This is a genomic window from Ancylobacter crimeensis (genome assembly GCF_023016805.1).
Classification (GTDB): domain Bacteria; phylum Pseudomonadota; class Alphaproteobacteria; order Rhizobiales; family Xanthobacteraceae; genus Ancylobacter; species Ancylobacter crimeensis.
The window spans coordinates 1-14,318 of sequence record NZ_JALKCH010000014.1; the positions used below are offsets into that span (position 1 = coordinate 1).

The 14,318-nt window shown below is 66.8% G+C and carries 11 protein-coding genes; 3 read left to right on the top strand and 8 right to left on the bottom strand.

Features of this window, described 5'->3' with window-relative positions:
- Positions 1–485 precede the first annotated feature (485 nt).
- The 8 genes from ssuD to MWN34_RS17575 form a co-directional block, all read right to left on the bottom strand.
- Positions 486–1,646, bottom strand: a complete 1,161-nt coding sequence (gene ssuD / locus MWN34_RS17540) for an FMNH2-dependent alkanesulfonate monooxygenase (protein WP_247030607.1) — start codon at positions 1,644–1,646, stop codon at positions 486–488.
- A gap of 188 nt (positions 1,647–1,834) precedes the next feature.
- The gene (locus tag MWN34_RS17545) at positions 1,835–2,611 is read right to left on the bottom strand and encodes an ABC transporter ATP-binding protein (protein WP_247030694.1); all 777 of its coding nucleotides are present in this window, start codon (positions 2,609–2,611) and stop codon (positions 1,835–1,837) included.
- Between the two features lie 198 nt (positions 2,612–2,809).
- Positions 2,810–4,141, bottom strand: coding sequence for an ABC transporter substrate-binding protein (locus tag MWN34_RS17550; RefSeq protein WP_247030608.1), 1,332 nt, complete (start codon positions 4,139–4,141; stop codon positions 2,810–2,812).
- A gap of 69 nt (positions 4,142–4,210) precedes the next feature.
- Complete coding sequence (locus tag MWN34_RS17555) at positions 4,211–5,218, bottom strand: branched-chain amino acid ABC transporter permease (protein WP_247030609.1); 1,008 nt, start codon at positions 5,216–5,218, stop codon at positions 4,211–4,213.
- A 73-nt stretch (positions 5,219–5,291) separates the two neighbouring features.
- A complete protein-coding gene (locus tag MWN34_RS17560) occupies positions 5,292–6,173 on the bottom strand; it encodes a branched-chain amino acid ABC transporter permease (RefSeq protein WP_247030610.1) in 882 nt (293 codons plus the stop codon).
- 10 nt (positions 6,174–6,183) lie between these two features.
- Entirely contained in the window at positions 6,184–6,978 is a 795-nt protein-coding gene (locus MWN34_RS17565; protein ID WP_247030611.1) for an ABC transporter ATP-binding protein, read from the bottom strand.
- 167 nt (positions 6,979–7,145) lie between these two features.
- Positions 7,146–8,273, bottom strand: coding sequence for a dimethylsulfone monooxygenase SfnG (gene sfnG / locus MWN34_RS17570; RefSeq protein ID WP_247030612.1), 1,128 nt, complete (start codon positions 8,271–8,273; stop codon positions 7,146–7,148).
- A 95-nt stretch (positions 8,274–8,368) separates the two neighbouring features.
- Positions 8,369–9,757 (bottom strand): LLM class flavin-dependent oxidoreductase, encoded by a 1,389-nt coding sequence (locus MWN34_RS17575; protein ID WP_247030613.1) that lies wholly within the window; start codon positions 9,755–9,757, stop codon positions 8,369–8,371.
- Positions 9,758–10,130: 373 nt separating this feature from the next.
- Between MWN34_RS17575 and MWN34_RS17580 the strand changes: the two genes are divergently transcribed.
- From MWN34_RS17580 to MWN34_RS17590, 3 genes are all read left to right on the top strand, one after another.
- Complete coding sequence (locus tag MWN34_RS17580; RefSeq protein ID WP_247030614.1) at positions 10,131–11,561, top strand: LLM class flavin-dependent oxidoreductase; 1,431 nt, start codon at positions 10,131–10,133, stop codon at positions 11,559–11,561.
- Positions 11,562–11,617: 56 nt separating this feature from the next.
- Entirely contained in the window at positions 11,618–12,901 is a 1,284-nt protein-coding gene (locus MWN34_RS17585) for an acyl-CoA dehydrogenase family protein (protein WP_247030615.1), read from the top strand.
- Positions 12,902–13,021: 120 nt separating this feature from the next.
- Positions 13,022–14,164 carry a helix-turn-helix transcriptional regulator gene (locus MWN34_RS17590; protein WP_247030616.1) on the top strand — a complete coding sequence of 381 codons (1,143 nt, stop codon included), beginning with the start codon at positions 13,022–13,024 and terminating at the stop codon, positions 14,162–14,164.
- The last annotated feature ends 154 nt before the right edge of the window (positions 14,165–14,318 follow it).

Sequence of the window (14,318 nt, forward strand, 5' to 3'; positions counted from 1 at the left end):
CGCCGCCCTCGACCATTCGGCCCTGGTGAAGGCGCTCGAGCTCCTCGCCAACCACACCGTCGCCCCGGATAAGTGAGATGAAAATCCCGAGGTGTGGCCGTTTAGGACGCCGGCCACGCCAAGGATATAGACTCAACAGGAGGTGCTCGTCGTGCGCAGGCACGGCGGGCGTCCCACAGGGCACGACCCACCGCTGGAATCTTCTTGCGGAGCCGGAATCAGATCCCGCCTCTCATTTCAAATGGGTCCTGATCCTGGAAACCGACCGCAGGGGGTGCTTTGCCCGCCGGCGTCGGCCTCTCATGACGCTTGCATGCTGCAGACCACCCGTCCCCCTTTCCAGACCGGCGACCGTCTTCCGGACGCCAGATTGACTGTGACCTTGCTCGTTCGACTCACCATCGCCGCCATATGAGCGACACCGGAAAAGACGGCTGCCGCTTCAAGAATGTCCCGCCAAGGCCAGCCACGCGCGTCTGCAGCGCTCAGGGCAGTTTGACATTGCCGCCATGCCCGCCCCCACCGAACACCTGACGCTCGCCGAAAGAGGAGCGCAACCGGCCGCGCGAACCGGGCAGCCCGAGCTCGGGAAAGAGCAGTTCCGAGACACGGTAAGCCTCTTCCAGATGCGGATAGCCCGACGCGATGAGCGTATCGATGCCCAGCGCCTGATATTCGCGCAGCCGCGCACCCACCGTCTTCGGTGAGCCAACCAGCGCCGTTCCGGCTCCCGAGCGCACGAGGCCGATGCCCGCCCAGAGATTCGGCGAAACCTCCAGCTGATCGCGGCGGCCATTATGCAGCGCGAGCATGCGCGCCTGACCGACGGAATCCGAGTTCTTCGTCAACCGCTCCTGCGCAGCGGCGATGGTCTCGTCGGAGAGCTTCGAGATCAGACGGTCCGCCGCTTCCCACGCTTCGTCGTCGGTCTCGCGCACGATGAGGTGCAGCCGGATCCCGAAGGAGGCTTCCCGCCCCCTGGCTGCGGCGACCTTCCGGGCGTGGGCGATCTTCTCCGCCACCTGATCGGGCGGCTCGCCCCAGGTCAGATACTTGTCGACGAACCCGCCGGCGAATGCGATGGCGGCGTCCGAGGAGCCGCCGAAATAGATGGGTGGGCGCGGCCGCTGCACCGGCGGCAGACCGAGCCGTGCGTCGATCGCCTTGATGTAGCGGCCGTCGAGCGTGGATTGCCCCGTTTCGATCAGTTCGTTGAAAACCTGGAAGAACTCGGAAGCATGATCGTAGCGCTCGTCATGCGGAAGGAAGATGCCGTCGCCGGCCAGTTCCTCCGCGCTTCCGCCGACCACGATGTTGAGCAGCAAGCGGCCATTCGAAACACGGTCGAGCGTCGATGCAAGGCGCGCATAATAGGCCGGAGTGGCGGTGCCGGGGCGAATGGCGACGAGAAAGTTCAGCTTTTCCGTCCGAGCAGCCAGATCCGCGGCGAGCACGAAGGATTCCTCGCAGGCGGCCCCCACCGGAATGAGAACGCCCGAATAGCCGAGCCGATCCGCCGCCACGGCTATCTCGCGGAAATAGCCGGGATCCGCTGGTCGGGCCAGGTCGTCGGAACCGAGATAAGAGCCGTCGCCAGAGCTCGGGATGAACCAGAGCACATCGAGCGGCGGGTGGTCTTGGACCATGAACGTCTCCTACGTGAGCATAGGCCGGGCGCTTCGCTATATTACGACGATGAGGCTCGGAGGAATCGGTCGCCGACCGACCGGCATCGGGCAGCAACACCATGAGTTATCCGGGTCCATCGGACGAAACGCGCCAGCGGCGTCATGGGGTTGACGCTCGTCCTTCCGACGACGAGCGCTGGCACATTTCAGACGCCGAGATAGATATCCGCCAAATTGCCGCGCGCCAGAAGTTCATCTGCGTTCGCCTCGATAGCCACGCGCCCGTTGTCGAGCACATAGCCGCGATGGGCATGACGCAACGAAACCGCGACGTTCTGTTCGGCAATGAGGAAAGCCGTGCCGTTGCTGCGGTTGAGCGCCGTGATGATCTCGAAGATCTCCTCGACGATGATCGGTGCCAGTCCCATGGATGGCTCGTCCAGCAGGACCAGTTCCGGTCGCGTCAGCAGGGCGCGACCGATCGCGAGCATCTGCTGCTCGCCACCGGACGTCAGCCCGGCAGGCGTGGAGCGCTTGGTCCTGAGGCGCGGAAAGTAACCGTAGATCTCCTCGATGCCACGTTCCATCTCACGCCGCCCGGGTCGCCGCAGGAAGGTACCCGCGCGCAGGTTCTCCTCGACGGTGAGGTGTCCGAAGACGTGCCGCCCCTCCAGCACATGCACGATCCCTCGTGCGGCCAGCAGGTTTGCAGCGATCCCCGCCACGCTTTCGCCGCGCAGCCTGATGTCACCGCGGCTGACGACGGCCCGATCCGCGAGCACGAGGCCCGAGATCGCCTTCAGCGTCGTGCTCTTGCCCGCACCATTGGCGCCGAGCAGGGCGACGATCTCGCCCGGCCCGACGCGGAGCGAGACATCCGCCACCGCAAGGATCGAGCTCTCATAAAAGACCTCGATCGCCGTCACCTCAAGCAAGGGAGAGATCGCGGCAACAACGGCCGGCGTCGAAGAGAACTTGGTCATGATGAAGCGTCCCCTGAGATGATCTTCACGCCGCCGGGTCACGGGCCTGGCAGGCGTGCGCATGCCGCAAGGGGCGCGCGTGGGTGGGAGGCAACGGTTAAAAGGCAGGTCATCATCGCGATCGGCAAGAGGGGTGCCGTTCGCGCGTGAGTGACAGTCGTGCCGGGACGCCCTCGGAACGCCCCGGCACCGGCTTCGTCAGTTCTCTGCGGTCGCGTTGCGCGGAACGATGTTGTGCTCCTTGGCGTAAGCCGCGGCCTTCGCCTCGATCAGGGGGCGAAGGGTCTCGCGATCCGCCTGTATCCAGTCCGTGACCAGCACCCATTTGGCGCCGTCCCACTGCTGGATCCGGGCCGCGCCGCCGCCCTCATGATCGGTCGTGCTGAGTTTGATCGGCTGCAGCAACCCTTCGAAGCCGATCTGCTTGAGGCGGGCATCGTCGATCGTCAGGTGCTCGAAGCCCCAGCGTCCCTCTTCGCCGTTCAGCGCGCGCTTGCCGAAATGAGCCTGACCGGTTCGCAATGCCTCGACCGCGAGCACCGCATTGATGAGCCCGATATTGTAATAGACCGCACCAAAGAACTTCGGATCCTTCAGGTCGCTCTTGCCCGTGTCGAGAATGGTCTTGCGCAGCCGGTCGTGAATCTCGAAATTCGCTCCGCCCGGATAAGGCGCCAGCGCCTGATAGCCTTTGGCTGCGGTCCCCGCCGGAATCACGTCCGCCTCGGAACCCGCCCAGACATCGCCTATGATGTGATCGGCCGGAATGCCGAAGCGCTGCGCGGTCTTGATCGCCACGGGCGTGGAGACGCCCCAGGTACGGAGGAAGACCCAATCCGGCTTGACTTCGCGAACCTGCCGCCACTGCGGCGACTGCTCGTTGCCCGGATCGGCCACCGGTACCTGAATGTTTTCGAAGCCGTATTTCTTTGCCAGAAGTTCGACGGCCGCCTGCGTCTCCCGGCCATAGGCGCTGTCGTGATAGACGGTGACGATCTTCTTGCCTTTCAGCTTGTCGAGACCGCCTTCCTTCTGTGCGATGTAGTTGATGCCAACCGACGCCTGGCTGAAATAGTTGAAGAGCAGCGGGAAGGCATAGGGAAACACGGTGCCGTCGGTGGACTCGGTGCGGCCGCCCGCCGGGTCGATCAGCGGAATCTGGTCCGTCGCAGCTTTCTCGATGAGCGCATAGGAAGCCGGCGTCCCGTGGGTGAAGAAAAACGCGACGGGCTCGCCGTTCTTGCCGTTCTTCACCCGCTCATAGACCTCGACGGTGCGATCCGGGCTCCACTCGGTTTCGAACTCCTCGACATCGAGCTTCACGCCGTTGATGCCGCCTTCCACCTCGTTGATATAGCGGAAATAATCGCGCTCGCCGGCCCACCACAGGGTGCCGGACGACGCATAGGCGCCGACGCGGTAGGTCGGTAGCGGCACATATTGCGCCGGGCCGTCAGCGCGAGCCGCCGGTGCCAGGAAGGTGCTGGCAAGCACCCCCGCCATCAGGGCGGAAAGCAGGTGTCGTCGCATGTTAAGTCTCCTCGAAACAGGAACGTGGCGATGTCGGTGATGGGCAACGGGCGGACGCGGCGCGCCCTTTCAGGGTCGCAGCCAGTTCGCGAGGCGTGCGCCGATGGTCTGGAACAGGCGCGCGAGGCCGTCCGGCTCCTTGATCAGGAACCAGATGATCAGCACCCCGAAGACGGCCTTCTCGATGTTCTGCAAAAGCCCGGCGTCGACATGGCCCGCGAACAGCGCCTGGGCGACATGATCGATCGCAAGCGGGAGCAGGCTGATGAAGGCGGCGCCGATGAAATTGCCGGCTATCGAGCCCATGCCACCAATGATGATGATGAACAGGATCTGGAACGAGCGGGAGATGCCAAAACTCTGCACACTGGCGGAGCCGAGATAGGCGAAGGCCCAGAGCGCGCCGGCGATGCCGAGATAGAAGGAGCTCACCGCGAAGGCCAGCAGCTTGGCCCGATACACCGGGATGCCGATGACCGCCGCGGCAGTGTCCATATCCCGGACCGCCATGAAGCTGCGGCCGGTCTGGCTGCGCATCAGATTTGCCGCAAACCAGGTGAGCCCTGCGACGATCGTGAGCGTGAGATAGTAGCGTCCCAACGTCGACCCGACGTCGAGGCCGAACACCGCGATCCTGGGCAACGCGATGGTTCCCGAGGAGCCGTAATTGTAGAACCACGGGAATTTCTGGAACAGCCACTCGAAGAAGAACTGCGCTGCGAGGCTGCTGACCATGAGGTAGAATCCCTTGATGCGGTCGCTTGGCAGGCCAAACACGAGGCCCGCGCCGGCCGCGGCAAGTCCGGCGAGGAGCAGCGCAAGAGGTAGCGGCACCCCGCCATGGACGACGAAGCCGAAAGTCGCGAAGGCACCCACCGCCATAAAGCCGCCGGAACCGATCGACGTCTGGCCCGCATAGCCCGTCAACAGGTTGAGTCCCAGCCCGGCCAGCGAAAGGACGAGGAAGGGCAGGAGGATGGCGCCGATCCAGTACTCGGTGCCGACCAGGGGCACGCCAACGAAGGCAAGCAGGAGCAGCAGCGGAATGGCGAGGCCCGCGCGGGCACGGCGCGGCACGGCGGCATTCCGTCGAGGCGGGTGATGGAGCCCTTGAGCGGAGGAACCGGAAAGAAGTGTCTGGCTCACGGCATCAGACCCTTTCGAGCGCGCGTTCCCCGAACAGCCCGGCAGGCCGGACATAGAGGAACGCGATCGCGAGGACATAGGGAAACCACGGGGTGATGCCCCCGCCGATGAACGGGCCGATATAGGTTTCCGCGAGATTTTCCGCGGCCCCCACGATGAGCCCACCGACGATGGCTCCGCCGATGGAGGTGAAGCCGCCGATGATCAGCACCGGCAGGGCTTTCAGCACCACCAGCGAGAGCGAGAACTGGACGCCCTGTCGGGCGCCCCACATGACCCCCGCGACCAGCCCCACCATGCCGGCCACCGCCCAGACGATCTGCCAGATGCGGTTGAGGTTGATGCCGATCGAAAGTGCCGCCCGGGTGTCGTCCGCCACCGCGCGCAGCGAGATACCGATGCGGGTGCGGTTGAACAGCAGTGCCAGTACGAGGGCCAGCGTGCCCGCCGTCGTCGCGGCAATGAGATCGAACTGGCTGACAAGGACGTCGCCGAAGAAGATCGGGACATCCTCGATGCCGAGATCCAGCGCATGGACCTGCGCGCCCATGAGCCCCTGTGCGGTGCCTTCGACTACATAGGAAAGGCCCAGCGTCGCCATGAACAGGGTCATGGGACTGCGATTGGCCAGCGGGCGCAGCACCGTGTGCTCGATGACCACGGCGCCCGCGATCAACACCAGCATGGTCAGCGCCGCGGAGAGAACGAAGGGCAGCCCCGCTTCGTGCAGCGTTACCAGCAGCAGCGCCGAGAACAGCAGGATGGAGCCTTGTGCGAAGTTGAAAACCCCGCTCGCCTTGTAGATCAGGACGAAGCCGATCGCGACCAGCGAATACATGGTGCCGGCAAGCAGGCCGCCGATCAGCGTTTCGAGGAAGAGGCTCATCGTCCCGCCTTCAGTGCCGCGTGCCGAGATAGGCGGCGATGACGTCGGGACTGGCCCGCACCTGTGCGGGAGTGCCGTCTCCGATCTTCCGGCCGTAATCCAGCACGACGATGTGGCCGGCGAGATTCATGACGATGCCCACGTCGTGCTCGATGAGCACGACGGTCACGCCGAGATGCCGGTTGATGGCGGCGATGAAGCCGCTCATTTCCGCCTTTTCCCCGGCATTCATTCCCGCCAGCGGCTCGTCGAGCAGCAACAATGTAGGCCGGCCGACGAGCGCGCGTGCCAGCTCCACACGCTTTTGCACGCCATAGGGGAGCGTGCCGACCACCACATGGCGATGCGGCTGCAGGTCGAGAAAGGCGAGGATATCTTCCGCCTGCTCACGCAGGCGCGCCTCCTCGCGGCGCGCCGAAGGCAGCCGCAGCCCCTGCGCCAGGAAGCTGCTGGCGGTGTGGCGGGCAAGGCCGGCCAGGATGTTGTCGATAACGCTCATCTTCTTGAACAGCGCATTGTTCTGGAACGTGCGGGCGATGCCCCGACGCGCCGCTTCCAGCGGCTCGATGCGGTGGAAATGCTCGCCGGCGAAGACGATCTCGCCGCTATCGGCGAGATAGACCCCGTTCAGGATGTTCAGCAGCGAACTCTTCCCCGCCCCGTTCGGGCCGATCAGCGCGCAGATCTCGCCGCGCTCCACGGAAAAAGACAGATCCGATATGGCCTTGACGCCCTTGAAGGCGAGCGAGACCGAGCGCACGTCGAGAAGCAGCTCGCTCGCGATGGTTGAAGTCGGGTGCGTCATCGTGGTCCTCACACCGAAGGTGCGGCTACGGCCGAGGCGGTATTCGGGGATGGTTCGACGAGATGTCGGGCAGGCGCGTTCATCCGCTCCTCCGGGCGCTGTAGCCGGCGGTTTGACGATGGGTGGTGAGTGCAGTCAGGTGGGTGGTGAGTGCAGCCTCGGCCGCGTCAGCCGACCGGCGCGGGCTCCGGGCGACATCGCGCCGCCTCGGCCTCGATCTCGCGCACCAGCGGCAGGACCCGGCGGCCGAAATATTCGACCTCCTCCTGGAAATGGAGGAAGCCGGCGAGGATGAGGTCGACGCCCGCCTGCTTCAGCGCCACGATGCGCCGGGCGACCTCCTCGGGGGTGCCGATGAGGTTGGTCCTGAAGCCGTCATTGGGCTGCACCAGATCGGCCGCGCCGGATCTCGCCCAGTTGCCGATTCCATCCTTAGTAGACGCCCCGGCCTCCTTCACCGCCTCTGCGAAGCCGGCGACGGCGGCGAGATCGGCCCGGGCGAGGATCTCGGCATGAACCGCGCGGGCCTCGGCCTCGCTGTCGCGAGCGATGATGAAGGCGTTGGCACCGACCCGTAGCTGGCGGCCGAACCCCGCGGCGCCCTGCTTCACCTGCCGGGCCTGGGCGCCGAGTTCCTCGACCGTGCCGCCATTGGTGAAATACCAGTCGGAATGGGCGGCGGCCATGTGGCGGGCGGCGGTGGAGGAGCCGCCCTGGAAGATCAGCGGGTGCGGCTTGAAGCTGGGCTTCGGGTTCAGGTGGTAGCTGTCGATGTTGTAGTGATCGCCATGAAAGCTGAAGACGTCCTCGGTCCAGATCCCCTTCAGCACCTGGATGAATTCCGCCGAACGCCGATAGCGCTCGTCATGTTCCAGCCACGGCACGCCGAGCACGTCGAACTCGTGCTTGAACCAGCCGCTGACGATGTTGAGATGCCAGCGCCCGCCGGAGATATGATCGGCGGTGGCGCCCAGCTTGGCCACCACGGCGGGGTGCCAGAAGCCTGTCATCACCGCGACGATGACATTGAGGCGCTCGGTGGCATTCAGCAGCGACATGGCGAAGGCGCTGGCCTCGTGCTGGCCGTCCGCCCGATAGCCGCCGACCAACCGCGTCGCGGTGAGCGCGAAGTCGAAGCCCGCGGCCTCGGCGGCACGGGCCAGCTTCACATTGTAAGCGAAATCCCAGCCGGTCCGCTGCTCGATGCCGCTGACCACCTGCCCGCCGGAGAGGTTCGACACCCAATAGGCGAACCGCACCGGCTCGGCGAGATAGGGGGTGAGGGCATCGGTCATGAAAAGGTCCGCGGATCCAGAAGATTTAATAATCTATGGCTAAAGTATATTTTTAGAGATGGCAAGCGGCATGCGAAATTTTTTGCACCGCCGCATCAGGGGCGTCGTGGAGCCTGCGTTCCCGACGCGCACCGCAGGCGCCCTGCGGGATGGGAGCAATCAAGGCGGGCGCGCCCGAACAGCTTCTCCCGCAAGGTTCCGGACCCGTAGCTGCGCTTGTAGCGTCCCCGGCGCGTCAGCTCCGGCACCAGCAGGTCCGCGATATCCTCGAAGCTCTCCGGCAGCACCGCGTAGCAGAGGTTGAACCCGTCGACATCGGTCGCCTGCGCGAAGGCCTCGAGCCGGTCCGCCACCTGCCCGGGATCGCCGACCATCACCGGCCCGATACCGCCGATCCCGACATGCTCGGCGACCTGCCGGACTGTCCAGACGCGGTCGGGATCGGCGCGGGTGATGTTGTCCATCGCCGTTCGCCCGGCGTCGTTCTCGACATGGCGCACCTCCTCGTCGAGCCGGAGCCGGGAGAAATCGACCCCCGTCCAGCCCGACATCAGCGCGAGCGCGCCGACCGGATCGGCATAGGCTAGGTAATCCTCGTGCCGGGCATGGGCGGCCGCTTCGGTCTCGCCGAGGATGACGGTCATCATCGCGAACACAAGGATGTCGTCGGGATCCCGCCCGGCCTCGGCGGCCGCCTGCCGGATGGCGCGCACGCGCGGGGCGACGACGGCCGCCGACGGGCCGGACACGAAGACGCATTCGGCATGGCGCCCGGCAAAGGCCCGGCCGCGGCTGGAGGAGCCGGCCTGGTAGAGCACCGGGGTGCGCTGGGGCGAAGGCTCGCTCAGATGCAGGGCGTCGAGCTGGAAATGGGTGCCGTCATGGCGGATGCGGCGTACCTTCGCCGGGTCGGTGAAGACGCCGGACGCGCGGTCGCGCAGCACCGCGTCGTCGTCCCAGCTCTCCTCCCACAGCCGATAGACGACCTCCATATACTCCTCCGCGAGATCGTAGCGCGCATCATGCGCGACCTGGCGGGGCCGGCCGGCGGCGCGGGCGGCGCTGTCGAGATAGCCGGTGACCACATTCCAGCCGACCCGCCCGCCGGTGAGGTGATCGAGCGTCGACATGCGCCGGGCGAAAGGAAAGGGCGGCTCATAGGTCAGCGTCGCGGTGACCCCGAAACCCAGATGCTCCGTCACCGCCGCCATGGCGGGCACCAGCAGCAGGGGATCGTTGGCCGGCACCTGAATCGCCGCGCGCAGGGCCGCGTCGGGCGTGCCGCCATAGACGTCGTACACGCCGAGCACGTCGGCGAAGAAGATGCCGTCGAACCGGCCGCGCTCCAGCGTACGGGCGAGATCAAGCCAATGGGCCAGGTGCCGGTAGTCCGCCGAGCGATCGCGCGGATGGCGCCACAGGCCGGGCGACTGATGACCGACCGTGTTCATCGCGAAGGCATTGAGCCGGATTTCATCTTTCATTCCAGTTGGTTCCATCAGAGTGACAGCGAGCGGCAGGACGTCGCCCGGCCGGCTGTCCCGCATCGGAGCGAAGAAAAACGAGCCGGCTCAGAGGCGGCACGCTTGACATATTATTTAGTTTATCGAATTTATATATTAATCAATGGCCGCACGGGAGTGCCGACGTGCCCCACACTGCCATCCGCCATCCGAGCGGCCCCGCCCTCCGCACATGCGGCTCGCCCGATCGGCGCGCCCTGCCGGTCCGGCACGGGTTGCCGCGCGATCCGATATCCCAGCGAGCCGGGTGTCGAAGCTCTCTCTGAGTGTCGCTCCGCACCGATCCACCCTTTCCTTTTCGACCGAACCGGCCGCCCACCGGCAGGAACACCTCATGCCGCAGACCACCCAGCGTCACATCCGTTTCAACGCCTTCGACATGAACTGCGTCGCGCACCAGTCGCCCGGCCTCTGGGCGCATCCGCGCGACCGCTCCTGGACCTACAAGGATCTCGACTATTGGCAGGATCTCGCCCGCACGCTGGAGCGCGGCATCTTCGACGGCATCTTCATTGCCGACGTGATCGGCTATTACGACGTCTACAAGGGCTCCAACCGGCACGCGATCCGCGAGGGCGCGCAGATCCCGGTCAACGACCCGCTCCAGCTCGCCGCGCCGATCGCGCTCGCCACCGAGCATCTGGGCATCGGCATCACCGCCTCGACCTCGTTCGAGCATCCCTACACCTTCGCCCGCCGCCTCGCGACTGCCGACCACCACAGCAAGGGGCGGGTCGGCTGGAACATCGTGACCTCCTATCTGGAGAGCGGCGCGAAGAATGTGGGACAGGCCGGCCTCAAGCGGCATGACAACCGCTACGAGGTCGCGAGCGAATATGTCGAGGTGCTCTACAAGCTGCTCGAAGGCTCGTGGGAAGACGGCGCCGTGGTGCGCGACCGCGCGCGCCGCATCTTCGCCGACCCCTCGAAGGTCCATGAGATCGCGCATAAGGGCACCTATTTCGACGTGCCCGGCTATGGCCTCACCGAGCCCTCCCCGCAGCGCACGCCGGTGCTCTACCAGGCCGGCGCGTCGGGGCCGGGCAAGGCCTTCGCCGCCGCCCATGCCGAATGCGTGTTCGTCGGCGCCCCCACCAAGGGCCTGCTGAAGGCCTATGTCGCCGACATCCGGCGGCAGGCCGCCGCGGCCGGACGCGATCCGCGCAAGGTCTACATCTACAATCTCGTCACCCTGATCGTGGACGAGACCGACGCGAAGGCGCGCGCGCGCTTCGAGGAGTACAGCCGGCATGCCTCCCATGACGGCTCGCTCGTCTTCATGTCCGGCTGGACCGGCATCGACTTCGGCCAATACGCCGCGACCGACCCGCTGAAGACGGTCGAGACCAATGCCATCGTCTCGATGGTCGAGCATTTCAGCGGCAAGGACCGGACCTGGACGGTGGAGGAGCTGGCCCGCTGGGGCGGCATCGGCGGGGTCGGGCCGGTCTTCGTCGGCTCGCCGGAGACGCTCGCCGATCTCCTGCAGGAGTGGGTGGACGAGACCGACGTCGACGGCTTCAACCTCGCTTATGCGGTGACGCCGGAAAGCTTCGAAGGGGTCGTCGATCTGCTGGTGCCGGAGCTGCAGAAGCGCGGCGCCTACCCCACCGCCTACCGGCCCGGCACGCTGCGCGAGAAGCTGTTCGGCGCCGGCCCCTATCTGCCGGCCAGCCACCCGGCCCACACCTATCGCGACATCGAGGCGGTGAAGCGGCGCGAGGCCGAGGCCCGCCGCTCCACGCCGCCCGTCGCCGCCGAATGACCTCCCGCCCGCCCGTTATGGGTCCGGGTCCCTTCTTCCTGAAAAGGCCGTCGTCCATGAGCCAGACCGAATCCGAAGGCCAGATCGAATCCGCCTGGGGTGCCGGGCCGAGCGCACGCTACGAGGCGCTCGCCGAACCGTTCCGCCCGGTATTCGCCCGCATCGCCGAGGGCGCGCGCGCCCGCGAGCTCAACCGCACGCGCGTTCATGAGCCGATCCGCTGGCTGAAGGAGGCCGGCTTCACCGCGGTGCGGCTTCCCGTCGAGGCCGGCGGGCAGGGCGCCAGCCTGCCGGAACTCGCCAACCTGCTGATCGAGCTCAGCGCGGCCGATTCCAACGTCACCCAGGCCCTGCGCGTGCATTTCGGCGTGGTCGAGGACATCCTCAACACCGGCGACGACGCCCGCCGCGCCCGCTGGCTGCTCCGCATCGCCGCCGGCGAGACGACCGGCAGCGCCTGGACCGAGGCGGGCGGGCCGCTGGAGGGCTTCGGCACCCGGCTGACCGAGACCGCCGGCGGCCTCGTCGTCAACGGGACGAAATACTACACCACCGGCTCGCTCTATGCGGACTGGATCGACCTCGGAGTCGCCGGCCCGCAGGGCGAGGAACTCTCGGTTTTCGTGCGCACCGATGCGCCGGGCGTCGCCATCGTCGACGACTGGGACGGCTTCGGCCAGATCGCCTCGGCGAGCGGGACGACCACCTTCACCGACGTGCCGGTGGCGCGCGAGGAGGTGGTGCCCGACGCCGAGCGCTTCCGTTATTCGGCGGCGTTCTACCAGCTCTACCACCTCGCCACCCTCGCCGGCATCGGCCGGGCGGTGACCGCCGAGGTGGCCGGCGCGGTGAAGGCGCGCACCCGCACCTACACCCACGCCAACGGCCCGCGCTCGGCGGCCGACCCGCAGGTGCTCGCGGTGGTCGGACGCATCCGCGGCGCTGCCTACGCGGCGGGCGCGATCGCGCTCAAGGCCGCCGAGTCGCTGCAGCGCGCCTTCGAGAGCCGCTTCGCCGGCGACGAGGCCGCCGAGGAACGCGCCAACGCCATCGCCGAACTCGAGACGGCGCAGGCGCAGACGGTGGTGACGAACCTGATCCTCGACGGCGCCACCACCCTGTTCGACGCGCTCGGCGCCTCGGCCACGCGCGCCCCGCTCGGCCTCGACCGGCACTGGCGCAATGTGCGCACCCTCTCCTCGCACAATCCGCGCATCTACAAGGACCGCATCGTCGGCGACTTCGCCGTCAACGGCACGCTGCCGCCCTATCAGTGGCGGATCGGACAGCCGCACCCGCAGCCGGCGGACGCCGAACCCGCGCGCCAGGCGGCGGAATAGCCGCGCCGCCGGTCGACGCCCTCGCCATGCGACCAGGCGGCAAAGGCCGATGATCCGTGTGGCGTGCTTTCCGGTACCGTGATAGGGAATGTATTCCCTCTCCTTTCCGGACATCTGTCCATGCATGCGGCCATGCCGGATGACCTGATCGGACATCTCTACGATGCCGCCGTCGACGCGCGTCTATGGCAGGGTATGGCCGGACGGATCGCCCGCGCCTTCGATTCCACCAGTACCGTCGTCAAGTTCCACGGGGCAGCCGGCGACGTGGAACTCCTGGAAACGACGGAGAACATGATCGTTCCCGAGGCCCGGCAGTCGTGGGCGGAGGACTGGCACCGGCGCGATCTCTGGGTTCAGCGCACCGTCGCGTTCGGCATGGACAGGATCGTCACCGCCGAGATGCTGGTGACCCCCGAGGAGCAGCGGAACAGCGACTTCTACCGCGAATGGCTGGCGGCTTTCGACATCTTCCATGTCGTCGGTGCCGCCTTCTCACTTGGCGAGGGCGCGGTCGGCGTGCTCGGCATCCATCGGCCGCGGCGTGGCGCTGCCTATGATGGACTCGACCGGGAGAAGACGGCGCTGCTGCTGCCGCATCTGGCCCGCGCCGTGCGGCTCGGCCGGCATCTGGCGAAAGCGGGTATCGCGCAGGCCGCCGCCCTTGATGCGCTCGATCGCCTCGATACCGGCATTCTCGTCCTCGATCGCCTCGGCCGGATCCTTCATGCCAATATGCCGGCGGAAGACATTCTGCGCGGCAGCTCCGATTTCGGCGTGCTGCACAGGCGCTTCCATCTGCGCGATCCGCTGCTTCAGGACCGCTTCGCGCTGGCGCTGCGCGAAGCCCTTGCCGTGGCGGCGGGCAAGCCGCCGGGCCGGGCCCCGGCCGCGCTGCTGGTCGGGCGTGCGGGGCGGCTGCCACTTACCCTGTCCGTCGCGCCGCTGCGCCCCCGCTGGTCGCGGGACGTCGATCCGGGCCCGATAGCGCTTGTCTTCCTGAAAGACCCGGAGCGGCCCACCTTCCAGCTTCGCCGGTTGCGCGAGCTGTTCGGCCTGACGCCGGCGGAAGCGGTCATCGCGGCGGATCTCGGCACCGGCACCTCGCCGGAGTCTATCGCGCGCCGACGGCGCATCGGCATCGGCACCGTCCGCTGGCACCTGAAGAGCATCCTCGCCAAGACCGGCACGACGCGACAGGTGGAAGCCGTCGCGCTGCTCGCGCGCAGTGTGGCGGCACTGCCGGAGAGAAACGATCCCTAGCCTTCTCGCCCCTCCCATATGGGAGGGGAAACCCCCGCTGGCGCGCGGCACTCTGGCCCGCGGAAAACCCGTCTTCGCCGGTCCCGATGCACCGCTCCCACGGCGCATGTCCGCCGCCGGGATGGACGGCGATTGGCGCAGGCGCACGCGGCAA